This window comes from Aeromicrobium sp. JJY06, assembly GCF_044069275.1.
Lineage (GTDB): Bacteria > Actinomycetota > Actinomycetes > Propionibacteriales > Nocardioidaceae > Aeromicrobium > Aeromicrobium tamlense.
In genome coordinates, this window is sequence record NZ_JBIMRD010000002.1 from 373,591 (window position 1) to 398,784 (window position 25,194).

Below are 25,194 nucleotides of genomic sequence, written 5' to 3' on the forward strand. Positions count from 1 at the left end.
CCCCATGCGCATCACGCCGAGCCTGCTCAACGCCGACTTCGCGAACCTGGCGGGGGAGGCGGCCCGGATCCCCACGGCCGACTTCCTGCACATGGACGTCATGGACAACCACTTCGTGCCGAACCTGACGCTCGGCGCCCCCGTGATCGAGGCCCTCGCGAAGGCCGCGACCCAGCCCATCGACGCGCACCTGATGATCGAGGACCCCGACCGCTGGGCCCCGCAGTTCGTCGAGGCCGGCGCCTCCAGCGTCACGTTCCACGTCGAGGCCGCGAAGGCCCCGGTGCGGCTGGCCCGCGAGCTGCGCGCCCAGGGCGCTCGTGCCTCGATGGCGCTCAAGCCCGCGACGCCCATCGAGCCCTACGAGGACCTGCTGCCCGAGCTCGACATGGTGCTGATCATGACCGTGGAGCCGGGCTTCGGTGGCCAGCGGTTCCTGGACCTGTGCCTGCCGAAGATCCGCCGCACCCGCGCCCTGCTCGACAAGGTCGGCGGCGACATCTGGCTGCAGGTCGACGGCGGGGTCTCGCTGGAGACGATCGAGCGCTGCGCCGAGGCCGGCGCGGACACCTTCGTGGCGGGCTCGGCGGTCTACGGCGCCGACGATCCAGGCGCCATGGTGGAGCGCCTGCGTGAGACGGCCGTCGGCGCCTGTCACTGAGCCGCTAGACTTCCCCCGTACGAGCAATTCGCTCGCGTGCTCCGGGGTCGGTGCAAGTCCGAACCGGCGGTGACAGTCCGCGACCCGAGGTCCTCTCGCAGGGCCGAGGTTGAACCGGTGGAATTCCGGTACCGACGGTGAAAGTCCGGATGGAAGGCGCACGCTGCTCGGCCGCCCCGTGCGTCCGAGCCGTCCCCGGTGTGTCGTGAGCCCGACCGCAGGGAGACCGGTGGCCAGTCAGACCGAGACCGACGCGATGCGTCGCGCGATCGACGCGGCCCGCACCGTGGGCCGCACGCTGCCCAACCCGCAGGTGGGCTGTGTCCTGCTCGACGCGGACGGCGCCGAGATCGCCACGGGCGTCCACCGCGGCGCGGGCACCCCGCACGCCGAGGTCGACGCGCTCGCGCAGGCCGGCGACCGCGCCCGCGGCGCCACCGCCGTCGTCACCCTCGAGCCCTGCGACCACACGGGCCGCACCGGCCCGTGCACGCAGGCGCTCATCGGCGCCGGTGTCGCCCGCGTCGTGTTCGGCACCACCGACCCGGCCGAAGGTGCCGGGGGAGCGAAGGCGCTCGTCGAGGCGGGCGTCGAGGTGGAGGGCGGCGTCCTCGCCGACGAGACCGACCACCTCGTTCGCTTCTGGGCGCACCGCCACCTGCACGGCCGCCCGTTCGTCACGTGGAAGTACGCGGCCACGCTCGACGGGCTCAGCGCGGCTCCCGACGGCACCAGCAAGTGGATCACCAGCCAGACCGCGCGCCGCGACGTGCAGCGCTTCCGTGCCGAGTGCGACGCGATCATGGCCGGCACCTACTCGGTGCTGTCGGACGACCCGCGCCTCACGGTGCGCGACGAGGACGACAAGCCGCTGCCGTACGACCAGCAGCCGCTGCGCGTCATCGTCGGCGAGTCCAAGATCCCGGCCTACTACCGCGTGTTCGACCGCGTCGCGCCCACGCGCCAGATCGCCTCGCGCGATCCCCACGAGGTGCTCGCCGAGCTGCAGGCCGAGGGCATCCACCACGTGTGGCTCGAGGGCGGTCCCCGCCTGGCGGGCGCGTTCTGGGGCGAGGGCCTCATCGACCGTGTCATCGGCTACATGGCCCCGGCCATGCTCGGCTCCGGCCGCGCCGCCCTCGAGGGCGAGGCCACCACGCTGGCGGACATCCGCCCCATCGACATCACCGACCTGACGATGGTCGGCCCCGACATCCGCATCATCGGCACTCCCGGCCGGATGCCCAGAGAGGACATGGACTGATGTTCACCGGACTGGTGGAGGAGAAGGGCACCGTCGTGGCCCTCGAGGACCTCGGCGACTCCGTGCGGATCACGATCCGCGGCCCGGTCGTCACGTCGGACGCCGGCCACGGCGACTCGATCGCCGTCAACGGCTGCTGCCTGACCGTGATCGACCCCACCGAGGACACGTTCAGCGCCGACGTCATGCGCGAGTCGCTCGTCCGCACGAGCCTGGGCGACCTGGCGCCCGGCGCCGAGGTCAACCTCGAGCGCGCGATGCAGGCCGGCGCCCGCATGGGCGGCCACATCGTGCAGGGCCACGTCGACGGCACCGCCGCCCTCCTCGACCGCACGCCCAGCGAGCACTGGGAGGTCGTGCGGTTCAGCCTGCCGGCCGAGCTGGCCCGCTACGTCGTCGACAAGGGCTCGATCACCGTCGACGGCACGTCGCTCACGGTCGTCGAGGCCGGCGACGACTGGTTCAGCGTCTCGCTGATCCCCACCACTCTCGCCGACACCGTGCTCGGCACCCGCAAGCCCGGCGACCGCGTCAACCTCGAGGTGGACGTCATCGCCAAGTACGTCGAGCGCCTGCTCGAGAAGGGAGCTCACTCATGAGCGAGGAGCAGTACACCGGGGTCCGCCTCGACAGCATCGAGCGCGCGATCGCCGACATCCGCGACGGCAAGGCGATCGTGGTCGTCGACGACGAGGACCGTGAGAACGAGGGCGACATCATCTTCGCCGCGTCGAAGGCGACGCCCGAGCTGATGGCCTTCCTGGTCCGTCACTCCAGCGGCCTCATCTGCGCGCCGGTCGTCGGCGAGATCCTCGACCGCCTGGCGATCCCGCTGATGACCCCGCACAACCGCGACCGCCTCCGCACGGCCTACACGGTCTCGATCGACGCACGCGACGGTGTCACGACCGGCATCTCGGCCAGCGACCGCGCCCGCACGTGCCGCGTGCTGGCCGACTCGGCCACCGAGCCGTTCGAGCTCGTCCAGCCCGGGCACATCGTGCCGCTGCGCGCGAAGCCGGGCGGCGTGCTGGAGCGTGCCGGCCACACCGAGGCCGCGGTCGACTTCGCCCGCCTGGCCGGCCTGACGCCCGCCGGCGTCATCGGCGAGGTCATGAACGACGACGGCACCCTCAAGCGCGCCCCCGAGCTGCGCGCGTTCGCCGACGAGCACGACCTCGCGCTCGTGTCGATCGCCGACCTGCAGGTGTACCTGCGCCTGCACGAGTCCCAGGTCTCGCGCCTCGCCGACTCCCACCTGCCCACCGAGTTCGGCACCTTCCGCGCCCTCGGCTTCCGCGACCGCATCGACGGCGCCGAGCACATCGCGCTCGTCCACGGCGAGCCCGGCACCGAGGACGTGCTGGTGCGCCTGCACTCCGAGTGCCTGACGGGCGACGTCTTCGGCTCGCGTCGCTGCGACTGCGGTCCCCAGCTGGAGGCCGCCATGGCGCAGGTCGTGGCCGAGGGCGCCGGCGTGGTCGTCTACCTGCGCGGCCACGAGGGCCGGGGGATCGGCCTGCTGCACAAGCTGCGCGCCTACGAGCTCCAGGACCAGGGCCAGGACACGGTCGACGCGAACCTCTCGCTCGGCTTCGGCGAGGACGAGCGCGACTACGCCGCCGGCGCCCAGATCCTGCGCGACCTCGGCGTCACGTCGGTGCGGCTGCTGACGAACAACCCCGACAAGTCCACGCAGCTGGAGCAGTACGGGGTCAAGGTCGCCCAGCGGCTCCCCGTGGTCATCGCGCCCACCCCCGACAACCTGCGGTACCTGCAGACGAAGGCCGCCCGCATGGGTCATGACCTGCCGGACCTGCAGCTGGACGAGGAGAACTGAGATGGCCGGACACGGAGCACCCGAGCTGAAGGTCGACGGCAGCGGCGCCAAGGTCGCCGTCGTCGCCTCGAGCTGGCACACCGAGGTCATGGACGGCCTCCTCGGCGGCACCGAGCGTGCGCTCGAGGAGGCGGGCGTCACCGACGTCACCGTCCTGCGCGCGCCGGGCTCGTTCGAGCTGCCGATCATCGCCCAGGCCTGCGCGAAGGCCGGATACGACGTGGTGGTGGCGCTCGGCGTCATCATCCGCGGTGGCACGCCGCACTTCGAGTACGTCTCCGCCGCCACCACCGACGGTCTGTCCCGCGTCGCGCTCGACACCGGCGTGCCGGTCGGGTTCGGCCTGCTCACGTGCGACACCGAGCAGCAGGCGCTCGACCGCGCCGGACTGCCCGGCTCGCCCGAGGACAAGGGCCGCGAGGCCGCCGAGGCCGCGCTGTCCGCATGGGTGACCGTCCGGGGCCTGACGCCCCGCCGATAGGATGACCACGATGAAGACGTTCGATGGCCTGTTCGCGGAACTGTCCGAGAAGGCCGCCTCCCGCCCCGAGGGCTCGCGCACCGTCGCCGAGCTCGACGCGGGCGTGCACGCGATCGGCAAGAAGCTCGTGGAGGAGGCCGCCGAGTCGTGGATGGCCGCCGAGCATGAGGGACCTGCGCGTGCGGCCGAGGAGCTCAGCCAGCTGCTGTACCACGCGCAGGTGATGATGATCGCCGCTGGCATCTCCCTCGATGACGTCTACTCCCACCTCTAGGAATCCCCACATGCTCAAGGTCGCCGTCCCCAACAAGGGCGCCCTCGCCGAGGCCGCTGCCGCGATGCTCACCGAAGCCGGGTACCGCCAGCGCCGCCACGCCAAGGACCTCGTCAGCGTCGACACCGACAACGACGTCGAGTTCTTCTACCTCCGTCCCCGAGACATCGCGATCTACGTCGGCGAGGGCACCCTCGACGTCGGCATCACCGGGCGCGACCTGCTGCTCGACTCCGGCGCGAAGGCCGACGAGGTGATGGAGCTCGGCTTCGCCGGGTCCACCTTCCGCTTCGCCGCCCCCGAGGGCCAGATGACCAGCGAGTCCGAGCTGCAGGGCCGCCGGATCGCCACGTCGTACCCCGGCATCGTCCGCGCGCACCTCGAGCGGCTGGGCATCGACGCCCAGGTGGTGCGCCTCGACGGCGCCGTCGAGACGTCGATCAGGCTCGGCGTCGCCGACGCGATCGCCGACGTCGTCGAGACCGGCACCACGCTGCGCCAGGCAGGTCTGGAGGTCTTCGGCGACCCGATCCTCACGTCCGAGGCCCTGCTGGTCTCGCGGTCGGCCTCCGAGCAGCCCGAGGGCTTCGCGGTCTTCCAGCGCCGCCTGCAGAGCGTCATCGTCGCCCGCACCTACGTGATGATGGACTACGACATCCGCGTCCAGAACGTCGACGAGGCCGTGCGCCTCACGCCCGGCATCGAGTCGCCCACGGTCTCGCCCCTTCATCGCGAGGGGTGGGTCGCGGTCCGGGCGATGGTCCCGCGCGACGCCACCCAGAAGATCATGGACGAGCTGTACGCCCTCGGCGGCCGCGGCATCCTCGTCACGGACATCCTGTCGTGCCGGATCTGACGATGAGCGAGTCCACCCGCCGCACGTTCCGGCCCACCGGCGTCATCCTCGTCATGTGGGCGGCGGCGGTCGTGCTCGCGATCCTGGCGCTCGTGATCGGCCTGCGGCTGCCCGAGGACTACAAGTTCACCACGTCGCAGACCGTGACGATCTGGGTGCTGATCGGCTTCGTCGCGCTGTTCGCGCTGTTCGTCACGCTCAGCCGCGTCACCGCCGACGAGCAGGGGCTGACCTTCGTCAACGGCTGGCGCCGCCGCTCGCTCGCGTGGGACGAGATCGCCCTCGTGTCGATGCGCCCCGGCGCCCCCTGGCCCACGCTCGAGACGAAGGACGGCCAACGCTTCGCGCTCTTCGCGATCCAGGGCAGCGAGGGCGACCCGGCCCGTGCGGCCGTGAGCTGGCTCTCCGGCCACGTGCGATGAGCCACGGCGACAGCTTCGGCGGAGGTCGCTCGCTGGCCGAGCCGGCGTTCCCCGACGACGACGGCGGGCTCGACCCCTCGCTCGACCTCACCGACGACACCACGGTGCTCGCCACGATCGGGACGGCGCGCGTGTTCGTCCCGGTGGTGGCGGTGCTGGGCGAGCTGGCCACCGATGGGAGCGACAAGAACTCCGACATGGCCGCCGTGCTGATGACGGGTGCCGACGGTCGCACGGCCCTGCTCGCGTTCACGTCGCTGGAGACGATGAGCCGCTGGAACCCCGAGTCGCGGCCCGTTCCCGTCCACGGTCGCGATGCCGCGCGCGCGGCGCTGGCTGATGGCGCCTCGGCCATGCTGCTCGACCTCGGCCAGCCGACGTTCGGCGTCATCGAGACCGAGGACCTCGAGCACGTGGCCGCCGAGCACGTCCTCGTGCGCACCCCCGCGGGCACCGCGTGGATCGAGCCGGTCGGCGGATCAGTCGACGAGGGGTGACACCCCCGCGAGCGGCACCGTGACGTGGATGTTCCCGTCGTGCCGCTCCACCCGCGCGACGAAGCCCGCGCGTCCCACGGTGCGCAGCAGGGTGTCGTTCGAGGTGGCCGTGACGAAGGTCAGTCGCTCGGCACCGAGGGCCCGCGCCCGTCCTGCGCCCTGCTTGACGAGCATCGTGCCGACGCCGCGCCCCTGCCACGCGTCCTCGACGAGCAGGTGGAACGTCCAGCGGTGCTCGACCCGCTCGATCAGGCCGTGCCCCACGAGGTCGAGGCCCGACTGCACGACGATCGCCACCCCGCTGTCGGGCATGACGAGCCGGCGGGCCATCCGCGTGGTCATCGGCATCCGCAGCGGCACCTGGTAGCGGTGGTAGAGCGTCTCGGCGCTGCAGCGCTGGTGGAGCGCGGCGACCGCGTCGATGTCGGCCAGGGTGGCCGGCCGGACGAGAGGGAGGGGATGGCGCTCGGCGGGCTGGAGCAGCGGCACGTCCATCCCGGCGTCGCTGACGAGCGACAGCAGCGCCTGCGCGCGCGACCGCTCCGTGGGGGTGAACGGCACGGCTCGGCTGATCCGCAGGCTCGTGCCGTTGCGCCGCTGGAGGTCGAGCACGTCGTGCCCGCGGTAGTCCAGGACGTCCGGGGGAGTCGTGCCCAGCAGATCGCGCAGGACGCTCTCGACGTCGCGTCCGGCCTCGAGCACCTCGTGCACGCCCCGCAGGTAGCGCGTGGCCTCGTCGTCGAGCGCGTCCGGCCCGGTGCGCGTCACCGCCACGCGACCGCCGCCGGCCTTCTCGAAGACCTCGGCGAGCTGCAGGTCGGTCATGCCCTCGGGCGCGGTCACCACGAACTCGTCCGTGACCGTGGGATCCCCGGGGAAGACCTGCATGCTCGCGATGTTCACCTCGGCCCGGCCGCACGCCAGGGCGATCTCGGCCAGGATGCCCGGCCTGTCCTCCAGGGTCGTCCGCACGCGCCACATCATGCATCGAGTGTGCGCGCGTCGGATGACGGCGGTGTTTCGTGCCGATTGACCTGTCGAGTCAGGTGAACAGGTCGCCCAGGATGCCGCTGCCGCCCGAGGAGCCGCCGGAGGAGCCGCTCACGCCGCTGTCCCACTCGCTCGGCTGGACGACGACGAAGCCCGGCCCGTGGTAGCGGTACTGGAAGGCCTCGCCGGACCCGCCCCTGAGCATCGACGTCATGTTCATCGAGTTCACGACCTGGGGCTGCAGCGACGACGACCACGCGACGGCGGCGTTCACGTCGACGTGCGTGGGCTGCTGCGCGCAGTCGAGCACGACGGGCTGTCCGACGGCGTGCAGCGCGACGGTGCCCGTGCCCGAGAGCTCCATGTTGAACAGACCGCCCGTCATCATGTTCGCGCCCTTCAGCCGCTTGATTTCCCAGCGCAGCGAAGCGTCGAACGCGAGCAGGTTGTGCCCGCTCACGCTGAGCGCGTCACCGTCGAGGTGCACGAGGAAGACGAAGCCGGCCGTGTCGGCGAAGAAGACCTCGCCCTGCCCGGAGACGCGCATCAGCGGGACGTCGTCGCCGCTGACGGCCTTCTTCAGCAGCCGGCCCATCGAGCCCGCGCTCTCGTGGTGAAAGGCCACCGCACCCTGGAAGGCGACCATCGCGCCCTTGACCGCGAGAACGTCCTCGCCCAGCGACACACGCAGCATCTGCGGGTTCTGGACGACGAAGCGCTCGGTCGTCTGCTTCTCGAGGTTGGACTGGGCGAAGAGCTCACTCTGCATGGCCGACACGGTAGTCGTGATCCACGACGCACCGGGTCGAGTTCGTCGGGGAAGGTTTCGGCTGCTATGCTTGTTGATCGAAGTGGAGGTCACTCCCACCTGCCGGGTTCACGGATCCGGGGGTCACCCGCAGTGAGTCGTTCTCGAACGATTCACCGCGCGCGGCACCGTATGGTGCGAGTGGTGGCTTTCGCTTCGACGGAGGCCACCTTTTTCGTGTCCTCCAAACCCGATCTCAGGAGGATCCATCAGCACAGATCTGCGCGTCAACGAGCGCATTCGCGTACCGGAGGTCCGTCTCGTCGGACCGAGCGGTGAACAGGTCGGCATCGTCCGCATCGAGGATGCCCTGCGCCTGGCCGCCGAGGCCGATCTCGATCTCGTCGAGGTCGCCCCTCAGGCCCGGCCCCCGGTCTGCCGCCTCATGGACTTCGGAAAGTTCAAGTACGAAGCCGCCCAGAAGGCGCGCGAGTCGCGACGCAACCAGACGAACACGGTCATCAAGGAGATGAAGCTCCGCCCGAAGATCGACCAGCACGACTACGACACCAAGAAGGGTCACGTCGTGCGGTTCCTGAAGGCCGGAGACAAGGTCAAGATCACGATCATGTTCCGTGGCCGCGAGCAGCACCGACCCGAGCTCGGGTTCCGCCTGCTGCAGAAGCTGGCCGCCGACGTCGAGGATCTCGGCTTCATCGAGTCGAACGCCCGCCAGGACGGTCGCAACATGACGATGGTGCTCGGCCCTCACAAGAAGAAGTCCGAGGCGCAGGCCGAGGTCAAGGCCGAGAAGGCCGAGACCACCGCCGCGCGCGAGGCAGAGCGTGTCGCCGAGGCCGAGGCCGAGAAAGCGCACCGCGAAGAACACCAGAAGAACGCGACGGAGAAGAAGCCGCGCCGTCGCTCCGAGAACCTCGACCCAGACATGGAGGCATAACCGTGCCGAAGTTCAAGCCCCACTCGGGCATGAAGAAGCGCGTCAAGATCACCGGCAAGGGCAAGCTCCGCCGCGAGCAGACCAACCGCCGCCACCTCTTGGAGGTCAAGTCCTCGACCCGGAAGCGCCGCCTCGCCGGCACGACCGAGGTGTCGAAGGCTGACACCAAGCAGGTCAAGAAGCTGCTCGGTCTCTGAGCGCCCCGAACTTTTCGTAGATTTTGAAGGAGTAACACTGTGGCACGCGTCAAGCGTTCGGTGAACGCGCAGAAGAAGCGCCGCGAAGTCCTCGAGCGGGCCTCCGGCTACCGGGGCCAGCGCTCGCGCCTGTACCGCAAGGCCAAGGAGCAGGTCACCCATTCGCTGGTCTACTCGTACAACGACCGCAAGGCCAGGAAGGGCGACTTCCGTCGCCTGTGGATCCAGCGCATCAACGCGGCTGCCCGCGCGCAGGGCATCACGTACAACCGCTTCATCCAGGGCCTGAAGGCCGCCGAGGTCGAGGTCGACCGCAAGATCCTCGCTGATCTCGCCGTCAACGACATCGCGGCGTTCAACGCCCTCGTCGAGGTCGCCAAGGCGAACCTCCCCGAGGACGTCAACGCTCCCAAGGCCGACTCGGCCGTCTGAGCTCCGGCGCAGCAGCACACGTGGCGAGCCCCGGCGATCTGACCGTCCGCTCAGGACGGGTCAAGACCGCTCGGCGGCTCGCCACGCGTGCGTTCCGGGCCAAGACCGGCGAGTTCCTCGCCGAAGGCCCCCAGGCAGTGCGAGAAGCGCTCACCGAGGGCGGCGTGGTGATCGAGGTGTTCGCCACCGTCGACGCCACGGAGCGATACCCCGAGCTGGTCGGGCTCGCCGAGACCTGGCACGTCGTCACCGACGACGTGGTCGAGGAGATCGCCGACTCCGTCACCCCGCAGGGCCTCGTGGCCCGCTGCCGCTCGGTCCTCACGACGCTCGAGGACGTCCCCGAGGACGCCCGCCTCGTCGTCGTGTGTGCCGAGATCCGCGACCCCGGCAACCTCGGGGCCGTCATCCGCTGCGCCGATGCCGCCGGTGCGGCGGCCGTCGTCGTGGCCGGCGACAGCGTGGACCCGCTCAACCCCAAGGTGGTGCGCTCCACCGCCGGCTCGATCTTCCATCTCCCGATCGCGGTGGAGCGCGACGTCGAGGCGACGATCGCCGAGCTCCAGCGACGCGGCTGCCAGGTGCTGGCCGCCGACGGCGCGGGGGACACCGGGCTGTTCGACGACGACCTCGACCTGGCCGCGCCCACCGCGTGGCTGATGGGCAACGAGGCGCACGGCCTGCCCGCGGAGTGGTCCGCGGCGGCCGACCGGGTGGTGCACGTGCCGATCCTGGGCCGGGCCGAGAGCCTGAATCTCGCCACGGCCGCAGCGGTCTGCCTGTACACCTCGGCGCGCGAGCAGGGCTAGGCTCCTGCCGTGCCGTTCGAAGAGTTCCCTGACGGGATCATCGTCGCGGACGCCGACGCCCGGGTCACCCTGGCGAACCGGTGGGTCCGCTACTGGGCCCGTGCCGTCGGGGACGAGATGCTGGGCATGCACCTGCGCGACGCCGTCCCGTTCGACGATCTCGCCGGCAACAGCTGGTTCGACTCGGTCCAGCCCTACGACGGTCTGGCCATCCGCAGCCGGATCAGCGAATCGTCGTGGTACTCCCCGCGGGGCAGTGAGTACCTGATCACCGCCTCCCTCGTGCGCGAGCGCCCGGCGGGCAAGGTCGTCAAGGTGATCGTCAGCATGCGCAACGCCCGCGTGCGCCTGCAGCGCGACCGCGAGAAGTCCGACATGGTCGCCACGGTGGCGCACGAGCTGCGATCGCCGCTCACGGGCATCAAGGGCTTCTCCGCCACGCTGCTGAGCCGCTGGGACGCCTTCACCGAGGAGCAGCGCCTCTTCATGCTGCAGACGATCGACGCGGACGCCGACCGATTGAGCCGCCTCATCACCGAGCTGCTCGACGCCGCTCGCATCGACGCCGGTCGTCTGTCGCTGCGCACCGAGCCCGTGCGGCTCGACGAGCTGGCGGACCGGGTGCTCGGCTCGGTCTTCAGCGCCTCCGAGACTGCGCCGACGGCGCGCGTCGACGGCGAGGCGCCCGTGGTCTGGGGCGACGCCGACCGTGTCACGCAGGTGCTGACGAACCTCATCGAGAACGCGATCCGGCACGGCGAGGGCCTGCGCGAGGTCGTCGTGTCGAGCGAGAAGCGTGGCGAGCTCGAGGGCGTCGCCGTGCGCATCGTGGACAACGGCCAGGGCATCCCCGAGGAGTCCCGCGTCCGCATCTTCAGCCGCTTCTGGCGGTCGGGGCCGGGCGCCGGCAGCGGCCTGGGCATGTTCATCGTGCGCGGCGTCGTCGACCAGCACGGTGGCTCCATCGTCATCGAGGACGCCGAGGGCGGGGGAGCGTCGATCTGCGTGTGGTTCCCCATCAACGAGCCGGACACCCTCACGTCCTGACGCGCCGATAGACTGGAGGGCGTGTCTGCGCCCAACTCCGACTACGACCCCGTCGAGGTGACGCCCCTGCGCGCCGACGAGGTCGAACGCATGCGTGACGAGGCCCTCGCGGCCATCGCCGCCGCCGATTCCCTCGACGCGCTCAAGCAGGTGCGGATCGACCACACGGGCGACCGCTCGCCCCTCGCGCTGGCGAACCGCGAGATCGGTGCGCTGCCCCCGGCCGCGCGCAAGGACGCCGGCCAGCGCGTGGGCCAGGCCCGCGGTGCCGTGAACCAGGCGCTCGCCGCCCGCACGGCCGAGGTGGAGGCCGTCGAGTTCGAGCGCCGGCTCGCCGCCGAGACCGTCGACGTGACCCTTCCTGTCGACGTCGAGCCCGTCGGCGCGCGCCACCCGATCACCACGATCCAAGAGCACGTCGCCGACATCTTCGTCGCGATGGGCTGGGAGGTCGCCGAGGGACCCGAGGTCGAGGCCGAGTGGCTCAACTTCGACGCGCTCAACCTCGGTCCCGACCACCCCGCGCGCACGATGCAGGACACGTTCTGGCTCGACCCCGAGTCGGCCGCGATGGTGCTGCGCACCCACACCTCTCCGGTGCAGGCGCGCACGATGCTCACCCGCAAGCCGCCGATCTACGTCGTGTGCCCCGGGCGGGTCTACCGCACCGACGAGGCCGACGCGACGCACATGCCGGTCTTCCACCAGGTCGAGGGCCTGGCGATCGACAAGGGCCTGTCGATGGCGCACCTCAAGGGCACGCTCGACCACTTCGCGCGCGCCGTCTACGGCACCGAGATCACCACCCGGTTCCGTCCCTCGTACTTCCCGTTCACCGAGCCCAGCGCCGAGGTCGACCTGCTCTGCTACGTGTGCCACAACGATCCGGCCGAGGTCGCCTCGTGCCGTACGTGTGGCGGCGAGGGCTGGGTCGAGTGGGGCGGCTGCGGCGTCGTGAACCCGCGCGTCCTGGTCGCCTGCGGGGTCGATCCCGAGGAGTACTCGGGCTTCGCGTTCGGCATGGGCCTCGACCGCACCGTCACCAGCCGTTACGACATCGCCGACCTGCGCGACCTGTGGGACGGCGACGTCCGCTTCACCGAGCCCTTCGGAGTTGGTCTCTGACATGCGTGTTCCCGTGGAGTGGCTGCGGTCGCTCGTCGAACTTCCTGCCGATGTCACCACCGAGCAGCTGGCCGACCGGCTGACGATGTACGACCTCAAGCTCGAGGAGATCCTCGGCGGCGGCCTGTCAGGACCGCTGACAGTCGGTCGCGTGCTGGCGATCTCGCCCGAGGAGCAGAAGAACGGCAAGACCATCAACTGGTGCCGGGTCGACGTCGGCGCGCACAACGACCCGTCGGTGCCCGACGCCCCGGGTGAGGACGTGCCCTCGCGCGGCATCGTCTGCGGTGCGCACAACTTCGGCGTCGGCGACCTCGTCGTCGTGTCGCTGCCGGGCACCTACCTGCCCGCGCTCGGCTTCGAGATCGGCTCGCGCAAGACCTATGGTCACGTCTCCGACGGCATGATCTGCTCCACCTCCGAGCTGGGGCTGGCCGAGGACGAGACCACCGCGAAGGGCATCGTCGTGCTGCCCCCCGGCTCGGCCGAGCCCGGCGACGACGCGATCGCCCTGCTCGGCCTGGGGGAGCAGACCCTCGACCTCGAGGTCAACCCCGACCGCGCCTACGCGCTGAGCCTGCGCGGCGTGGCCCGCGACGCCGCCCTGGCGTTCGACGTGCCGTTCTCCGATCCCGCCGACCGTGAGGTGCCGTCCGCGGACGCGCCCGCGTATCCGGTCCGGGTCGAGGACCCCGAGGGCTGCCCGGTGTTCACGACGCTCGTCGTCGAGGGCATCGATCCCGCCGCCACCACGCCCGCGTGGATGGCCAAGCGGATCACCGACGCCGGGATGCGCCCGATCTCGCTCACGGTCGACGTGAGCAACTACGTGATGCTCGAGCTCGGCCAGCCCAACCACTGCTACGACCGCGCCAAGATCGACGGGGACATCGTCGTGCGTCGCGCCGCGGCGGGTGAGCGGATCACGACGCTGGACGACGTCGACCGCGCCCTCACCCCGGACGACCTGCTCGTCGCCGACTCCAGCGGCCCGATCGGCATCGCCGGCGTGATGGGCGGCGCCCACACCGAGATCGACGCCAGCACCACCGACGTCGTGGTCGAGGCCGCGTACTGGGACCCGGTCACGATCTTCCGCGCCGTCAAGCGGCACAAGCTGCCGTCCGAGGCCGCGAAGCGCTACGAGCGCGGCGTCGACCCGCAGCTGCCGCTCGTGGGCGCCACGCGCGTCGCCGAGCTCCTCGTCGAGCTGGCCGGCGGCACCCTGGCGCCCGGCGCCACGGTCGTCGGCACGGCTCCGGGCCGCGAGCCCGTCTCGTTCCCCGTCGACCTGCCCGCGCGGATCAGCGGCCTGCCGATCACGCCCGAGCAGGCGCAGGACACGTACGAGCGCAACGGCTGCACGGTCACGCGCGAGGCCGACCGGTTCACGGTCACGCCTCCGTCCTGGCGCTTCGACCTCAACGACCCCTACGACTTCGTCGAGGAGGCGCTGCGCACCGCCGGCTACGAGAACGTGCCGTCGGTGCTGCCCACGCCCACGGGCGGTCGCGGGCTCTCGCGCGAGCAGGAGCTGCGCCGCCGCGTCGGCCACGTGCTGGCCGGGGCCGGTCTGGTCGAGGTCACCACGCTGCCGTTCGTCGGTCCTGCCGACCTCGACAGGCTGGGCCTGCCCGCCGACGACTCGCGCCGCGACCTCGTCCGGCTCGCGAACCCGCTGTCGGCGGAGGAGCCCGGGCTCACGCCCACGGTCCTCATCGGCCTGCTGCGCGCCGCATCGCTGAACATCGGACGCGGACACGAGTCGGTCGCGCTGAGCGAGATCGGTCGCGTCTTCAGCCCGAAGCCCGGCAGCCCCGCGGCGCCGATCCTGGGCGTCGACCGTCGCCCTACCGACGAGGAGCTCGCCGCCCTCGACGCGGCGCTGCCCGAGCAGCCCCGCCACGCCGGCTTCGTGCTGGTGGGGGAGCGCACCCGCTCCGGCTGGGCCGGGCCGGGTCGCGCCGTCGCCTGGACCGACGCGCTCGCGATCGCCCAGCTCGTCGCGGCGAACCTGCACGTCGAGCTCACCGTCGAGGCCGCGACGCTCGCGCCGTTCCACCCCGGTCGCTGCGCGAGCCTGAGCATCGACGGCACGGTCGTCGGTCACGCCGGCGAGCTGCACCCGAAGGTCGCCGAGGCCCACGGACTGCCCGGTCGCGTCGCTGCGGCCGAGCTCGACCTCGACGCGCTCATCGCCGCGGCTCCGGCCATCGGTCCGAAGCCCCACTTCTCGGCCTTCCCGGTGGCGAAGGAGGACTTCGCGTTCACGGTCGCGAGCGAACTCCCCGCCGGCGAGCTGGAGTCGGTGATCGCCGGCGCCAGCCCCCTGCTGGAGTCGGTGCGGCTGTTCGACGTGTACACGGGCGACCAGGTCGGCGAGGGCCGCAAGTCCCTCGCCTTCAAGGTGCGCCTGCGCGCCGAGGACCGCACGCTCACGGACGCCGACATCAAGGCCGCCCGCGAGCAGATCGTCGCGGCCGCCGCGACACTCGGAGCCGAGCTGCGCTGACCGGGGCGCGGGGCGCTCTCGAGTGCTTGGATGGTCGTATGACCGATCTCACGAACGTTCGGATCGAGCACGACCTGCTCGGAGAACGTGAGGTACCGGCGGACGTCTACTGGGGCGTGCACACCCTGCGCGCCATGGAGAACTTCCCGATCACCGGTGTCCCCATCGCCATCAGTCCCTACCTGCCCCAGGCCCTGGCCGCCGTGAAGGAGGCCGCCGCCGAGGCGAACCACGACCTCGGCCTGCTCGACGACGAGCGGCACGCGGCCATCGTCCAGGCCTGTCAGGAGATTCGGCACGGCGCCCTGCACGACCAGTTCGTCGTCGACGTCATCCAGGGCGGCGCGGGCACCTCGACGAACATGAACGCCAACGAGGTGATCGCCAACCGGGCGCTGGAGATCCTCGGTCACCCGCTCGGCGACTACGACCGCCTGCACCCGAACGAGCAGGTCAACCTCAGCCAGTCGACGAACGACGTCTATCCCACCGCCGTGAAGATCGCGGTCATCAACGCGACGCACGACCTGATCGCGGCGATGGGCGAGCTCGAGTCCGCGTTCGCGGAGAAGGCCGTCGAGTTCCACGACGTGCTGAAGATGGGCCGCACCCAGCTGCAGGACGCCGTGCCGATGACGCTCGGCCAGGAGTTCGGCACCTACGCGCTGATGATCGCCGAGGACCGCACCCGACTGCGCGAGGCGGTCATGCTGCTGCACGAGATCAACCTCGGCGCGACGGCGATCGGCACCCAGCTGAACGCCCCCGACGGCTACGTGCCACTCGCGCGCCAGCACCTCTCGCGGATCACGGGGCTCCCGCTCGTCACCGCCGTCGACCTCATCGAGGCCACGCAGGACTGCGGCTCGTTCGTGCAGATGTCGGGCGTGCTCAAGCGCGTCGCGGTGAAGCTCTCGAAGATCTGCAATGACCTGAGGCTGCTGTCGTCCGGCCCGCGCGCCGGACTCGGCGAGATCAACCTGCCGGCGCGTCAAGCGGGTTCGAGCATCATGCCCGGCAAGGTGAATCCGGTGATTCCCGAGGTCGTCAACCAGGTGGCGTTCCAGATCATCGGCCACGACGTCACCGTCTCGATGGCCGCGGAGTCGGGCCAGCTGCAGCTCAACGCGTTCGAGCCGGTGATCTGCTACTCGCTGTCGGCCGGTCTCTACCGCCTGCGGACGGCGATCACGTCGCTCACCGAGAACTGCGTCAAGGGCATCACCGCGAACCGTGAGCACCTCGCGATCGAGGTGGCCAACTCGATCGGGCTGGTGACCGCGCTGAACCCCTACCTCGGCTACCAGACTGCGACCGAGTTGGCCAAGGAGGCGCTGGCGTCGGGCCGGGGCGTGGCCGAGCTGGTGCTGGAGAAGGGCCTGCTGCCGAAGGACGAGCTGGAGCGCATCCTGCGACCCGAGACGCTGGCGCACCTCGGGCCGAAGCCGGCCGACCGGTCCGGCGGCGTCTGAGCCGCGACGGGCTCGTGGCGGCAGGGGTGTACCCTGCTGCCATGAGCACGTTCGTGATCATCATTCAACAGCGCGTCTGAAGCAGAACCTCAGACGCGCCGCCTCCCGTACCCGGGAGGTTTTTTTGTGGCCACACCCAGACACCAGGACGATCCATGAGCACCACCTTCGGGAAGCACGACCCCGCGGACTTCCACGTCTACGACACGACGATGCGCGACGGCGCCCAGCAGGAGGGGCTCAACCTCTCGGTGCAGGACAAGCTCGCCATCGCCCAGCACCTGGACGACCTCGGCGTGGGCTACATCGAGGGCGGCTGGCCGGGCTCGAACCCGAAGGACACCGAGTTCTTCGCCCTGGCCGCCAAGGAGCTGGACCTGCGCCACGCGACGCTCGCGGCGTTCGGCTCGACGCGTCGCGCCGGCGTCGCCGCGGCCGACGACGCGCTCGTGGGTGCGCTGCGCGACTCGGGCGCCTCGGTGGTGACGGTGGTGGCCAAGAGCCACGACCAGCACGTGCTCCGCGCGCTGCGGACCACGCTGGAGGAGAACCTCGCGATGGTGCGTGACACCGTGACGCACCTGCGTGGTGAGGGCCAGCGCGTGTTCCTCGACCTCGAGCACTTCTTCAACGGCTACCTCGACAACCGCGACTACGCGCTGGAGGTCGTGCGGGTGGCCGCCGAGGCCGGTGCGGAGGTGGCGGTGCTGTGCGACACGAACGGCGGCATGCTGCCCCACCAGGTGGGCGAGATCGTGGCCGACGTGCGCGACAGCACGGGCGCGCGCCTGGGCATCCACGCGCACAACGACACCGGCTGCGCGGTGGCCAACTCGATCGAGGCGGTGCGGGCAGGCGCGACCCACGTGCAGGGCTGCATCAACGGCTACGGCGAGCGCACGGGCAACGCCGACCTCGTCACGTGCGTGGCGAACCTCGAGTTCAAGCTCGGCATGAGCGTGATGCCCGAGGGCGTGCTGGCCGACGCGACGCGCATCTCGCACGCGATCAGCGAGATCACGAACTACCCGCCGGTGGCGCGCCAGCCGTACACGGGCGTCTCGGCGTTCGCGCACAAGGCCGGCCTGCACGCGAGCGCGATCCGTGTGGATCCCGACCTGTACCAGCACATGGATCCCGCGCTGGTGGGCAACGACATGCGCCTGCTGGTCTCGGAGATGGCGGGCCGCGCGACGATCGAGCTGAAGGGTCGCGAGCTGGGCTTCGACCTGTCGGGCGACCACGACCTGCTGACTCGCATCACCGATCAGGTGAAGCAGATGGAGCAGGAGGGCTACACGTTCGAGGCGGCCGACGCGTCCTTCGAGCTGCTGCTGACCGAGGCGGTCACGGGCGTGCGCCCGGCGTACTTCGACGTGGAGTCGTGGCGGGTCATCGCCGGCTCGGCGGGCGACGGCGGTGCCGAGGCGATCGTCAAGGTCGTGGCGGGCGGCGTGCGCCACGCGGTGGTGGGGGAGGGCAACGGTCCGGTCAACGCCCTCGACCACGCGCTGCGCCAGGCGATCGAGCGGATCTACCCGGACGTGGCGCAGTTCCACCTCATCGACTTCCGCGTGCGGATCCTCGATCAGGGGCACGGCACCGACGCGGTGACGCGCGTGCTGATCGAGACGACCGACGGCAAGAGCTCGTGGGTGACCGTGGGCGTGGGCCCGAACATGATCGAGGCGTCGTTCGAGGCCCTCGTGGACGCGCTGACGTTCGGCCTGCGGTCTCACGGGGTCGCGCTGCCGTAGGTTGCGGGCTCGTCGAGGAAGCGGTCGTCGAGGTGACCGTGGGACTTCATGTTGTGGTGCTTCCGGCAGAGGCACCTGAGATTCCGCGCGGAGGTCTCGCCGCCTGAGTCGTAGTCCTTGGCGTGGTCGAGATCGGTCTCGAACACCGGGGCCCGACAGCCCGCGACCCGACAGGTGCCGTCCCTCCAGTGGAGTGCCTGCCGCAGGGACTCGGTGGGTCGGTAGGCCAGGACCGTCGTGTCCATGACCCGGCCGACGGGGTCGAGTACGAGTCGGCGGAACACCGTGTGCTCGCTGGCGGCGAGTTCGCGGACCCACGCCGCGTCGAGCGGCTCTCCGTCGCGGGTGAGGCCGGGCCCCTCGGTGTACCCGACGAGGTCGGTGGCGGCGATGCTGATCGCGATCTCGGCGTGGATGTCGGTGGTGGTGCCGGTGCATGACGTGAGCCACCGGCCGAGGATGTCGGCCTGCTTCTGGTCGCGCGTGCGCGTGTCCCGCACGCCGGTCTCGGGATGGATCCCGGGCTCGGCCTTCGCCGCCCGGCGGAGTCGTTCGGCCGCGGCGATCGCGAGTCCGGTGGGCAGCAGGGCGTTGAGCCAGCTGGTGCCGTCGGTGTTGTGGGTGACTGAGACGCGACGCTCCTCGAGGGCCTTCGCCGTCTCCACCGCGGTCTCCTCGGGCTCGACCCGGGCGCGGAATCGGCGCAGCCACGTGCGGAGCTCGCCGAGTGTGTGCGTGGCCGCGTAGCCGATCACGGAGCGCTCGAGCCGGGCCCAGCTCTCGCGCTCGACGAGACGCTCGGCGGTGTCGGCGATCGCGCTCGCCCGGCCGGCGTCGAGGTCGCCGCTGCGGAACGCCTCCCAGACCAGTGGTGTGCGCTCCTGCAGGGTCTCGGCCTCGAACACCACGGCCCAGACGCGGCGTTCGGTGACCTTCAGCGCCTGCGCGATCTCGAGCGTGACCTCGCGGCGGGCCAGATCCTTGCTCAGGACGATCTCGTCGGAACGGTCGATCTCGGCTACGCGCCGGGTGTGGTGCTGGGCGATCAGCTCCCACTCCGCGAACTCCGCCCGAGCGCGGGCACGACGCGCCGCGTCGAAGGCGCGAGCCGGGAGTTCCGAGGTCATGCACCGAACCTAGTGAGACCCTCGGACACCGGTCCGGGGCGGCTGCACGACCGCGATCCGCACTGAAATCCGAGGAACGGCGGACGGTGCACGCATCCGCTGGGAGACTCGAGCCATGGGGTTCGTGCTCAAGACGCTCAGCGTGCTCATGATCCCGGTGATGCTGGTGGCGTTCGTCGTCGAGGCGCGCACGGGCCTCGTGATCGCGGGCGTCACCTTCCTCGTGACATGGCTCGCGTTGGAGTTCGGACTTGTCGACATCGCGGCGGACCGTGCATGGTCCAAGGACGACACGAGCGAGGAGGAGTCACCACAGTGACGGACGACCTTCCGCGTGCGGAGTACGACGGACCTGGCTGGGTCAGTCAGCTCGTCCTCGCGCTGGGCGCCCTGACGCTCGCGGTCTTCTTCCTCATCAGCCCGACCCGGACCGGTCTCGGACGGTGGGCCATCCCGGCGGCGTGGGTGATCTTCGCCGCGTTCCATCTGTGGCGCTCTCTGCGCCTCCGACGGGAGGCGCTCGCGCGCGATGCCGCCCGACGGCGCTGGCAGGCGACCAGTCCCCACTTCCGCTCCCCGACAGACCACGAGGACGCTCGATGACCCTGCACTTCGACCTGGTACGCGCAGAGACCGCGTGGCTCGAGGCGAGCCAGGACCCGCGCTCGTTCGGCAGGACCCTCACGGTCGGACCGCCCGGGTTCGAGGCCTACGCGCGTGTCCTGACGCTTCCGGACCCGGCACACGACGGTCAGCAGGAGGCCGACGTCGCCGACGAGGTCTTCGACGCCGCCCCCGTCGAGTCGGATGTCGTTGTCGAGACCGTGGAGCTCCTGGCCGCGGGGTCCGGACTCGACGACCTGCGCTTCCTGATGTGGGACGGCTACCCGTACGACCCGGCCCTCCCGGCGGTCGACCGCATCGACCTCATGCGTCTGCGCAGCTGCGCAATGGCGACCGGGTCGCTCGCGGACTTTCGCACCTGGACGACCTCCGGCCGCGAACGTCACTTCCCACCGGCGTTCGTCTGGCCGACGGACCGCTCATGGTGCGTGGCGTACGACATCGACTCGCACTTCGCCGGTGTTGCGGGGACGGTCGATGCCATCGAGCGTGTCGTGGCGGAGTCGAAGCACCCCGCGGTCCGCGACGATCGTCGGGTGATCCCGGCGATGTACCACTAGGACCGCGAAGCCGGCTGGAAGAGCTCGACGAGGTTCCCGTCCGGGTCGGCAACCAGGACCTGCTGGCCGCCGGGGCCGCTGACGACGTCGGTCAGCAGGGTGACGCCGCCGGCGTCGAGCCGCTCGACCTCTGCGGCGAGGTCGTCGACGACCACGTGGATGCGGTTGCGCCCGGGAACGTCGGCGTCCGGCGGTGTGGCACGCGCACCCGAGCTGCCCGGCCCGGACAGGAGCACGCAAAGCGAGCCGCGAGCGACGTCGGCGAAGGGCGGCGCCGGGTCGCTCAGCAGGGTGAAGCCGAGCTGGTTCGTGTAGAAGTCGATCGCCGCCTCGACGTCGCTCACGATGTAGCGGACGCCGCCGTGGGTGTCGTCGCTCATGTGCTCACGATGCGCCGTTCTGCTGCCACGGGCAAGGGATCAGTCCCCAGGCGCGGCCGCGACGTCCTCGATGAGCTCGAGCGCCGGGTCCCACCAGCGGAGGCGGTCGGCGAGGAGCTCGCGCGGGGTCTCGGAGGACTGCAGGACCTCGAAGGCCGTCGGGACGAGCCGCTGCGGGACGCGCCGGGCCAAGGTGACGTGCGGGGTCCAGACCGGGTGGCGCAGTGCCGGCACCAGCTCACGGATCCTGGCCACGGCGGCAGCGAGCTCGCGCTCGGGCTCGACGAGGTGCGCGATCGTGTAGCGCGGTCCCTGACCGAAGAGGACGAGTCCGCGGACCTCGATCCGAGCGGGGAGCAGTGGTGCGATGGCGTCCCGCGCCACGGAGACGACCGCGGGGTCGACGGCGACCGCGGCCACGACGGTGGCGTGCGGTGCGTTCGTCATGGACTTGTGGTCCGCCTGCGACGGCAGGCCCACCTCCCGGAGCGCCTCCCACTGGGCCTCGACGGCACCGGCGGACGCGGCGTCGAAGCTCAGCTCCAGGGCTTGATCGGGCACACGGGGAGGATAGGTCAGGCGCCGCGAGCTCCCGAGGCCCCGGCCTCCAGGAGTCGGGTCAGGAGCCGGGGAAGCTGCTCCAGCGCCTCCTCGCGGGTCGCCTCTTCCCACGAGGCCGCCTCCGCGGCGTCGCCGTGGAGTTGGAGAGCGTGGAAGGTCTCGCGAAGGCTCAGCCCTTCGAGCCGCGCCGTGAAGCGCTCGCCGAAGTCCAGCACGAGGTCCGTACAGGCCCACTCCTCGTCGCCGTCCTCATACGCCTGCGGCAACGCCGGGAACCGGGCGCTGAACTCGTCGTGGGCCGCGCAGTAGATCACTCCGTCGTCCGCACCGTCCCCTTGCCCTCGCGCGAATCCGGCCGGCTCGAGAAGAGGGTCCAGCGCGGCCCGCACCCGGTCAGCGAAGTCCATGAGCCGATTGTCGCGCAGCGTTCCGGAGGGCCTCCAGCGTGCGCCGGACGTCGGCGTCGGTCGTCGACCAGTTGCTCACCGAGATGCGCAGGACCGCGCGGTCGCGCCAGACCGAGCCGGTGGTCCACGCGGTGCCGTCCTCCCACATGCGGCGCACGACGTCCCGGGTGCGGGCGTCGTCCCCGAAGGCCGCGCAGACCTGGGTGAAGACGACGTCGTTGAGGACCGTGGCGCCCTCGATCTCGGCGATGCCGTCGGCGAACGCCCGCGCGTGCCCGACCATCCGGTCGACGAGCTCGGCGAGGCCGGTGCGGCCGAGGGAGCGCAGCACGGCCCACACCGTGAAGGCGCGGGCGCGGCGGGAGAGCTCGGGTACCTTCTCGAACGGGTCGCCGGCCTCGTCGCGGATCAGGTAGGCACCGTGCATCGACATCGCGGCGCGCAGGGCGGCCGGGTCGCGCACGATCGCGAGCCCGCAGTCGTAGGGCACGTTGAGGGTCTTGTGGGCGTCGGTCGCCCAGGAGTCCGCGGCCTCGTAGCCGCGGACAAGATGCCGGTGGGTCGCTGTGGCGCCCGCGAACAGGCCGAAGGCCCCGTCGACGTGCACCCACGCGCCGTGGTCGTGTGCGGCCGCGATCGCCTCCTCGAACGGGTCGAAGGCGCCGGAGTGGACGTTGCCCGCCTGGAGGGACACGACGGTCGGTCGGTCGTCCTCCTCGAGTCGCGCTCGCAGCGCCGCGGGGTCGATCCGGCCCTGGTCGTCCGCTGGCACGAGCTCGGGCGCGCCCAGTCCGAGGTAGCGCAGCACGAGGTCGACCGAGTCGTGTCGCTCCTCGCCGGCCAGCACGCGGACGCCGGGCGACCCGAGCAGCCCGCGCGTGCCGACGTCCCAGCCGGCCCGTGTGAGGACGGCGTCACGAGCGGCGGCGAGGCACGTGAAGTTGGCCATCGTGCCGCCGGTGACGAAGCCGACGGCCGCCTCGCGCGGGAGGCCGAGCAGGTCGAGGACCCAGCTCTCGGCGATGTCGTCCGCCGCCGTGGCCGACGGCGTGACGGTCCGCAGTCCGGCGATCTGGTCCCACGCCGACGTCAGCCAGTCGGCAGCCAGCGCGGCCGGGTGGGTGCCGCCGATGACGAACCCGAAGAAGCGGCCCGACGGCATCGCCGTGAGTCCCGGCCCTGCCGCTTCGGCGAGCAGGTCGACGACCTCGACGGGATCGGTCGGTCCCTCCGGTAGCTCCGGGCCGAGCGCCTCGATCACGTCCGCGACGGACGAGGCCGGCGGGACCGGCCGGTCGGGCAGCCCGGCCAGCCAGGACAGCGCGTGCTCGTGTGCGCGGGCCAAGGCCTTCGAGGCGTCGGGGGACGGCTCCATCTCGTCAGGATGACCCACGGCGCGGGCCCCGTCCAGACCCGTGCAGACCGGTCTCTTGACGCGGACCCGGTGCAGGGCGGTCACTAGGAGAAGGCCTCGGACGAGGCGCGGAGGTGGCGATGGAATCCGGCGACGGGCACGCGAAGGTCCACGAGACGAACCTGACGCAGGCGGAGTCGTGGGACGGCCCCGGCGGCGCCTACTGGGCCGCGCACGCCGACCGGTTCGACCGCGCGGTGGCCGACTTCCAGGATCGATTCGAGGCCGCCGTCTCGGTGCGGCCCGGCGATCGGGTCCTCGACGTCGGGTGCGGGGGTGGCCTGACGACGCGTCGTGCGGCACGCGCGAGCATCGACGGCGACGTGATCGGCGTGGACCTGTCGCGCGAGCTGCTCGACGTCGCCCGCCGCCGCGCTGATGCCGAAGGCGTCCGCAACGTGAGCTTCGTCCGCGCCGACGCGCAGGTGCACGCGTTCGAGCCGGACCACTACGACGTGGTCCTCTCGCGCACCGGCTCGATGTTCTTCGGCGACCCCGTCGCCGCGTTCGCGAACCTGCGGACCGCCACGCGTCCGGGTGGACGCCTGGTACTGCTGACGTGGCAGCCGCCCGACCGCAACGAGTGGATCAGCGGGACGCTCGGCGTGCTCGGTGGGACGCCCGGACCCACGACGGACCTCGACGCTCCGGGCATGTTCTCCCTCTCGAGGCCCGAGCGGATCCGCGAGGTGCTCGGTGCCGCTGGGTGGGCGCAGGTCTCGGTGGAGGGCCTCGAGGGTCGGGAGTGGTTCGGCAAGGACGTGGACGACGCCCTCGGCTTCCTCCGCGGGCTCTTCGCGTGGCTCCTGGACGAGCTGCCTCAGGACGAGCGCGCGGCCGCGGTCGATCGGCTCCGCCAGAGCCTCGCCGAGCACGCCGGCCCCGATGGGGTGGACTTCGGCTCGGCCGCCTGGCTGGTCACGGCACGAAAGGAGTCCGACGATGAGCGCTGACTCGCCGTCGTTCCACGCGGTCGACGCCTCCTCCGACGCGGCGCAGCTGGCCGCGCTGATGGCGCTCGACGTGCAGGCGCAGCTGCCGTCGATCCTGCGGCTGCACGCGTGGCTGCTGGAGGCGCTGGACCCGCTGCCGGGGATGGAGGCCTTGGACGTGGGCTGCGGCACCGGCGAGGACATTCGTGGGCTCGCGGCGTCGGTCGCGCCGACGGGATCGGCCACGGGGGTGGACCCGAGCGAGACGATGCTGGCCGAGGCGCGTCGGCGAGGCGAGGCCTCCCGCAACCCCGCGCGGTTCGTCCAGGGATCGGCCGAGGCGCTGCCCCTCGACGATGCCTCCGTCGACCTCGTGCGCAGCGAGCGCGTGCTCCAGCACCTCGTGGATCCCGCGGTGGCGGTGGGTGAGATGGCCAGGGTCCTGCGGCCCGGCGGCCGGATCGGTCTGATCGACACCGACTGGCGAACGCTCGCGACGTGGCCCGGGGACCCGCACCTGACGGCGGCGTGGCACGAGGACTGGGGCGGTGTCACCTCTCCCGAGGCCGGCGCGCAGCTGCTCGACCTGGTCCTTCGTCACGGGTTCGTCGATGCCCGCGTCACCACCGAGGTGCTCATGCTGCGCCCGCGCCAGCTGGACCTGCCGCCGGTCTCGTTCGTCGTCGAGGCCGCCGCTCGCCGCGCCGCTGCGGCGGGGGAGGAGGCCGACTGGCGCCGTCAGCTCGAGGAGAGCGCCGCCCGCGGCTCCTTCGTCTTCGCGGTCACCCTCTACGCCGTCGTCGCGACGCGAGTTCTGTAGCGGTGTCCACCGAATTTCGGCCGTTCC

30 protein-coding genes and 1 riboswitch are annotated in these 25,194 nt (G+C 71.3%); of the genes, 23 read left to right on the forward strand and 7 right to left on the reverse strand.

The features are described from left to right. Positions 1-4: 4 nt before the first annotated feature. The 9 genes from rpe to ACGWYL_RS13295 all read left to right on the forward strand — a co-directional run bounded on the left by rpe (position 5) and on the right by ACGWYL_RS13295 (position 6,295). On the forward strand, positions 5-661 hold the full coding sequence (gene rpe / locus ACGWYL_RS13255) for a ribulose-phosphate 3-epimerase (RefSeq protein WP_179424498.1): 657 nt from the start codon (positions 5-7) through the stop codon (positions 659-661). A 32-nt stretch (positions 662-693) separates the two neighbouring features. Beyond that, positions 694-827: riboswitch (FMN riboswitch) on the forward strand. A 63-nt stretch (positions 828-890) separates the two neighbouring features. Further along, complete coding sequence (ribD, locus tag ACGWYL_RS13260) at positions 891-1,925, forward strand: bifunctional diaminohydroxyphosphoribosylaminopyrimidine deaminase/5-amino-6-(5-phosphoribosylamino)uracil reductase RibD (protein ID WP_269306857.1); 1,035 nt, start codon at positions 891-893, stop codon at positions 1,923-1,925. After that, the gene (locus ACGWYL_RS13265; protein ID WP_395487416.1) at positions 1,925-2,524 is read left to right on the forward strand and encodes a riboflavin synthase; all 600 of its coding nucleotides are present in this window, start codon (positions 1,925-1,927) and stop codon (positions 2,522-2,524) included. Before ribD ends, ACGWYL_RS13265 begins: the two co-directional genes overlap by 1 nt. Continuing rightward, on the forward strand, positions 2,521-3,765 hold the full coding sequence (locus ACGWYL_RS13270) for a bifunctional 3,4-dihydroxy-2-butanone-4-phosphate synthase/GTP cyclohydrolase II (RefSeq protein WP_179424496.1): 1,245 nt from the start codon (positions 2,521-2,523) through the stop codon (positions 3,763-3,765). Before ACGWYL_RS13265 ends, ACGWYL_RS13270 begins: the two co-directional genes overlap by 4 nt. Before the next feature lies 1 nt (position 3,766). Beyond that, positions 3,767-4,246 carry a 6,7-dimethyl-8-ribityllumazine synthase gene (gene ribH / locus ACGWYL_RS13275; protein WP_179424495.1) on the forward strand — a complete coding sequence of 160 codons (480 nt, stop codon included), beginning with the start codon at positions 3,767-3,769 and terminating at the stop codon, positions 4,244-4,246. Positions 4,247-4,256: 10 nt separating this feature from the next. Continuing rightward, the gene (locus ACGWYL_RS13280; RefSeq protein ID WP_179424494.1) at positions 4,257-4,520 is read left to right on the forward strand and encodes a phosphoribosyl-ATP diphosphatase; all 264 of its coding nucleotides are present in this window, start codon (positions 4,257-4,259) and stop codon (positions 4,518-4,520) included. 10 nt (positions 4,521-4,530) lie between these two features. Further along, on the forward strand, positions 4,531-5,376 hold the full coding sequence (hisG, locus tag ACGWYL_RS13285; protein ID WP_179424493.1) for an ATP phosphoribosyltransferase: 846 nt from the start codon (positions 4,531-4,533) through the stop codon (positions 5,374-5,376). Positions 5,377-5,378: 2 nt separating this feature from the next. Beyond that, positions 5,379-5,798 (forward strand): PH domain-containing protein, encoded by a 420-nt coding sequence (locus ACGWYL_RS13290; RefSeq protein WP_179424492.1) that lies wholly within the window; start codon positions 5,379-5,381, stop codon positions 5,796-5,798. Beyond that, on the forward strand, positions 5,795-6,295 hold the full coding sequence (locus ACGWYL_RS13295) for an SseB family protein (protein ID WP_179424491.1): 501 nt from the start codon (positions 5,795-5,797) through the stop codon (positions 6,293-6,295). The genes ACGWYL_RS13290 and ACGWYL_RS13295 overlap by 4 nt, the downstream gene beginning before the upstream one ends. On the opposite strand, the gene ACGWYL_RS13300 is transcribed toward ACGWYL_RS13295, so the two are convergent. Further along, positions 6,278-7,267, reverse strand: a complete 990-nt coding sequence (locus tag ACGWYL_RS13300) for a GNAT family N-acetyltransferase (protein WP_179424490.1) — start codon at positions 7,265-7,267, stop codon at positions 6,278-6,280. The genes ACGWYL_RS13295 and ACGWYL_RS13300 overlap by 18 nt on opposite strands. A 70-nt stretch (positions 7,268-7,337) precedes the next feature. After that, on the reverse strand, positions 7,338-8,054 hold the full coding sequence (locus ACGWYL_RS13305; protein WP_395487417.1) for an AIM24 family protein: 717 nt from the start codon (positions 8,052-8,054) through the stop codon (positions 7,338-7,340). A gap of 277 nt (positions 8,055-8,331) precedes the next feature. On the opposite strand from ACGWYL_RS13305, the gene infC reads away from it, so the two are divergent. The 9 genes from infC to cimA all read left to right on the forward strand — a co-directional run bounded on the left by infC (position 8,332) and on the right by cimA (position 18,342). Continuing rightward, positions 8,332-8,991: a translation initiation factor IF-3 gene (infC, locus tag ACGWYL_RS13310; protein ID WP_269307049.1), complete on the forward strand. Its 660-nt coding sequence runs from the start codon at positions 8,332-8,334 to the stop codon at positions 8,989-8,991. A 2-nt stretch (positions 8,992-8,993) separates the two neighbouring features. Beyond that, positions 8,994-9,188 (forward strand): 50S ribosomal protein L35, encoded by a 195-nt coding sequence (gene rpmI / locus ACGWYL_RS13315; protein WP_179424488.1) that lies wholly within the window; start codon positions 8,994-8,996, stop codon positions 9,186-9,188. Positions 9,189-9,227: 39 nt separating this feature from the next. Then, positions 9,228-9,620, forward strand: coding sequence for a 50S ribosomal protein L20 (gene rplT / locus ACGWYL_RS13320; RefSeq protein ID WP_269306870.1), 393 nt, complete (start codon positions 9,228-9,230; stop codon positions 9,618-9,620). A 20-nt stretch (positions 9,621-9,640) separates the two neighbouring features. Beyond that, positions 9,641-10,429: a TrmH family RNA methyltransferase gene (locus ACGWYL_RS13325; protein ID WP_395487418.1), complete on the forward strand. Its 789-nt coding sequence runs from the start codon at positions 9,641-9,643 to the stop codon at positions 10,427-10,429. Positions 10,430-10,438: 9 nt separating this feature from the next. After that, the gene (locus ACGWYL_RS13330) at positions 10,439-11,476 is read left to right on the forward strand and encodes an ATP-binding protein (RefSeq protein ID WP_179424485.1); all 1,038 of its coding nucleotides are present in this window, start codon (positions 10,439-10,441) and stop codon (positions 11,474-11,476) included. Between the two features lie 21 nt (positions 11,477-11,497). Then, positions 11,498-12,601, forward strand: coding sequence for a phenylalanine--tRNA ligase subunit alpha (gene pheS, locus ACGWYL_RS13335; RefSeq protein ID WP_269306876.1), 1,104 nt, complete (start codon positions 11,498-11,500; stop codon positions 12,599-12,601). A gap of 1 nt (position 12,602) precedes the next feature. Continuing rightward, a complete protein-coding gene (gene pheT, locus ACGWYL_RS13340) occupies positions 12,603-15,113 on the forward strand; it encodes a phenylalanine--tRNA ligase subunit beta (RefSeq protein ID WP_395487419.1) in 2,511 nt (836 codons plus the stop codon). 38 nt (positions 15,114-15,151) lie between these two features. After that, positions 15,152-16,585 (forward strand): aspartate ammonia-lyase, encoded by a 1,434-nt coding sequence (gene aspA, locus ACGWYL_RS13345; RefSeq protein ID WP_269306879.1) that lies wholly within the window; start codon positions 15,152-15,154, stop codon positions 16,583-16,585. Between the two features lie 155 nt (positions 16,586-16,740). Continuing rightward, positions 16,741-18,342 (forward strand): citramalate synthase, encoded by a 1,602-nt coding sequence (gene cimA / locus ACGWYL_RS13350; RefSeq protein ID WP_395487420.1) that lies wholly within the window; start codon positions 16,741-16,743, stop codon positions 18,340-18,342. On the opposite strand, the gene ACGWYL_RS13355 is transcribed toward cimA, so the two are convergent. After that, positions 18,321-19,469 carry a DUF222 domain-containing protein gene (locus ACGWYL_RS13355; protein ID WP_395487421.1) on the reverse strand — a complete coding sequence of 383 codons (1,149 nt, stop codon included), beginning with the start codon at positions 19,467-19,469 and terminating at the stop codon, positions 18,321-18,323. The two genes, cimA and ACGWYL_RS13355, sit on opposite strands and share 22 nt — an antisense overlap. A 115-nt stretch (positions 19,470-19,584) precedes the next feature. On the opposite strand from ACGWYL_RS13355, the gene ACGWYL_RS13360 reads away from it, so the two are divergent. From ACGWYL_RS13360 to ACGWYL_RS13370, 3 genes are read left to right on the forward strand one after another with little or no spacing between them, the layout of a single operon-like run. Continuing rightward, positions 19,585-19,788, forward strand: coding sequence for a hypothetical protein (locus ACGWYL_RS13360; protein WP_269306885.1), 204 nt, complete (start codon positions 19,585-19,587; stop codon positions 19,786-19,788). Further along, positions 19,785-20,072 carry a hypothetical protein gene (locus ACGWYL_RS13365; protein ID WP_395487422.1) on the forward strand — a complete coding sequence of 96 codons (288 nt, stop codon included), beginning with the start codon at positions 19,785-19,787 and terminating at the stop codon, positions 20,070-20,072. Before ACGWYL_RS13360 ends, ACGWYL_RS13365 begins: the two co-directional genes overlap by 4 nt. After that, positions 20,069-20,653, forward strand: coding sequence for a hypothetical protein (locus ACGWYL_RS13370; RefSeq protein ID WP_395487423.1), 585 nt, complete (start codon positions 20,069-20,071; stop codon positions 20,651-20,653). The genes ACGWYL_RS13365 and ACGWYL_RS13370 overlap by 4 nt, the downstream gene beginning before the upstream one ends. Here the strand turns inward: ACGWYL_RS13370 and ACGWYL_RS13375 are convergent. Genes ACGWYL_RS13375 through ACGWYL_RS13390 form a run of 4 tightly spaced genes read right to left on the reverse strand, consistent with a single transcriptional unit; the run spans position 20,650 to position 23,376 of the window. After that, positions 20,650-21,033: a VOC family protein gene (locus tag ACGWYL_RS13375; protein ID WP_395487424.1), complete on the reverse strand. Its 384-nt coding sequence runs from the start codon at positions 21,031-21,033 to the stop codon at positions 20,650-20,652. The two genes, ACGWYL_RS13370 and ACGWYL_RS13375, sit on opposite strands and share 4 nt — an antisense overlap. Before the next feature lie 39 nt (positions 21,034-21,072). After that, the gene (locus ACGWYL_RS13380; protein WP_395487425.1) at positions 21,073-21,594 is read right to left on the reverse strand and encodes a 2'-5' RNA ligase family protein; all 522 of its coding nucleotides are present in this window, start codon (positions 21,592-21,594) and stop codon (positions 21,073-21,075) included. A gap of 14 nt (positions 21,595-21,608) precedes the next feature. After that, positions 21,609-22,001, reverse strand: coding sequence for a hypothetical protein (locus ACGWYL_RS13385; protein WP_269306894.1), 393 nt, complete (start codon positions 21,999-22,001; stop codon positions 21,609-21,611). Beyond that, positions 21,988-23,376: a pyridoxal phosphate-dependent decarboxylase family protein gene (locus ACGWYL_RS13390; protein ID WP_395487426.1), complete on the reverse strand. Its 1,389-nt coding sequence runs from the start codon at positions 23,374-23,376 to the stop codon at positions 21,988-21,990. Before ACGWYL_RS13390 ends, ACGWYL_RS13385 begins: the two co-directional genes overlap by 14 nt. A 119-nt stretch (positions 23,377-23,495) precedes the next feature. Between ACGWYL_RS13390 and ACGWYL_RS13395 the strand changes: the two genes are divergently transcribed. Together ACGWYL_RS13395 and ACGWYL_RS13400 are read left to right on the forward strand one after the other, a co-directional pair. Next, entirely contained in the window at positions 23,496-24,368 is an 873-nt protein-coding gene (locus ACGWYL_RS13395; RefSeq protein ID WP_395487427.1) for a class I SAM-dependent methyltransferase, read from the forward strand. After that, the gene (locus tag ACGWYL_RS13400; RefSeq protein ID WP_395487428.1) at positions 24,358-25,167 is read left to right on the forward strand and encodes a methyltransferase domain-containing protein; all 810 of its coding nucleotides are present in this window, start codon (positions 24,358-24,360) and stop codon (positions 25,165-25,167) included. Before ACGWYL_RS13395 ends, ACGWYL_RS13400 begins: the two co-directional genes overlap by 11 nt. Positions 25,168-25,194: the final 27 nt, after the last annotated feature.

Bases quoted from the DNA above. Each gene is read 5' to 3' on its own strand.
- rpe (WP_179424498.1), top strand. From the start codon at position 5: ATGCGCATCACGCCGAGCCTGCTCAACGCCGACTTCGCGAACCTGGCG.
- ACGWYL_RS13265 (WP_395487416.1), top strand. From the start codon at position 1,925: ATGTTCACCGGACTGGTGGAGGAGAAGGGCACCGTCGTGGCCCTCGAG.
- ACGWYL_RS13270 (WP_179424496.1), top strand. From the start codon at position 2,521: ATGAGCGAGGAGCAGTACACCGGGGTCCGCCTCGACAGCATCGAGCGC.
- ribH (WP_179424495.1), top strand. From the start codon at position 3,767: ATGGCCGGACACGGAGCACCCGAGCTGAAGGTCGACGGCAGCGGCGCC.
- ACGWYL_RS13280 (WP_179424494.1), top strand. From the start codon at position 4,257: ATGAAGACGTTCGATGGCCTGTTCGCGGAACTGTCCGAGAAGGCCGCC.
- hisG (WP_179424493.1), top strand. From the start codon at position 4,531: ATGCTCAAGGTCGCCGTCCCCAACAAGGGCGCCCTCGCCGAGGCCGCT.
- ACGWYL_RS13290 (WP_179424492.1), top strand. From the start codon at position 5,379: ATGAGCGAGTCCACCCGCCGCACGTTCCGGCCCACCGGCGTCATCCTC.
- ACGWYL_RS13295 (WP_179424491.1), top strand. From the start codon at position 5,795: ATGAGCCACGGCGACAGCTTCGGCGGAGGTCGCTCGCTGGCCGAGCCG.
- ACGWYL_RS13305 (WP_395487417.1), bottom strand. From the start codon at position 8,054: ATGCAGAGTGAGCTCTTCGCCCAGTCCAACCTCGAGAAGCAGACGACC.
- pheT (WP_395487419.1), top strand. From the start codon at position 12,603: ATGCGTGTTCCCGTGGAGTGGCTGCGGTCGCTCGTCGAACTTCCTGCC.
- aspA (WP_269306879.1), top strand. From the start codon at position 15,152: ATGACCGATCTCACGAACGTTCGGATCGAGCACGACCTGCTCGGAGAA.
- cimA (WP_395487420.1), top strand. From the start codon at position 16,741: ATGAGCACCACCTTCGGGAAGCACGACCCCGCGGACTTCCACGTCTAC.
- ACGWYL_RS13355 (WP_395487421.1), bottom strand. From the start codon at position 19,469: ATGACCTCGGAACTCCCGGCTCGCGCCTTCGACGCGGCGCGTCGTGCC.
- ACGWYL_RS13360 (WP_269306885.1), top strand. From the start codon at position 19,585: ATGGGGTTCGTGCTCAAGACGCTCAGCGTGCTCATGATCCCGGTGATG.
- ACGWYL_RS13370 (WP_395487423.1), top strand. From the start codon at position 20,069: ATGACCCTGCACTTCGACCTGGTACGCGCAGAGACCGCGTGGCTCGAG.
- ACGWYL_RS13375 (WP_395487424.1), bottom strand. From the start codon at position 21,033: ATGAGCGACGACACCCACGGCGGCGTCCGCTACATCGTGAGCGACGTC.
- ACGWYL_RS13385 (WP_269306894.1), bottom strand. From the start codon at position 22,001: ATGGACTTCGCTGACCGGGTGCGGGCCGCGCTGGACCCTCTTCTCGAG.
- ACGWYL_RS13390 (WP_395487426.1), bottom strand. From the start codon at position 23,376: ATGGAGCCGTCCCCCGACGCCTCGAAGGCCTTGGCCCGCGCACACGAG.
- ACGWYL_RS13395 (WP_395487427.1), top strand. From the start codon at position 23,496: ATGGAATCCGGCGACGGGCACGCGAAGGTCCACGAGACGAACCTGACG.
- ACGWYL_RS13400 (WP_395487428.1), top strand. From the start codon at position 24,358: ATGAGCGCTGACTCGCCGTCGTTCCACGCGGTCGACGCCTCCTCCGAC.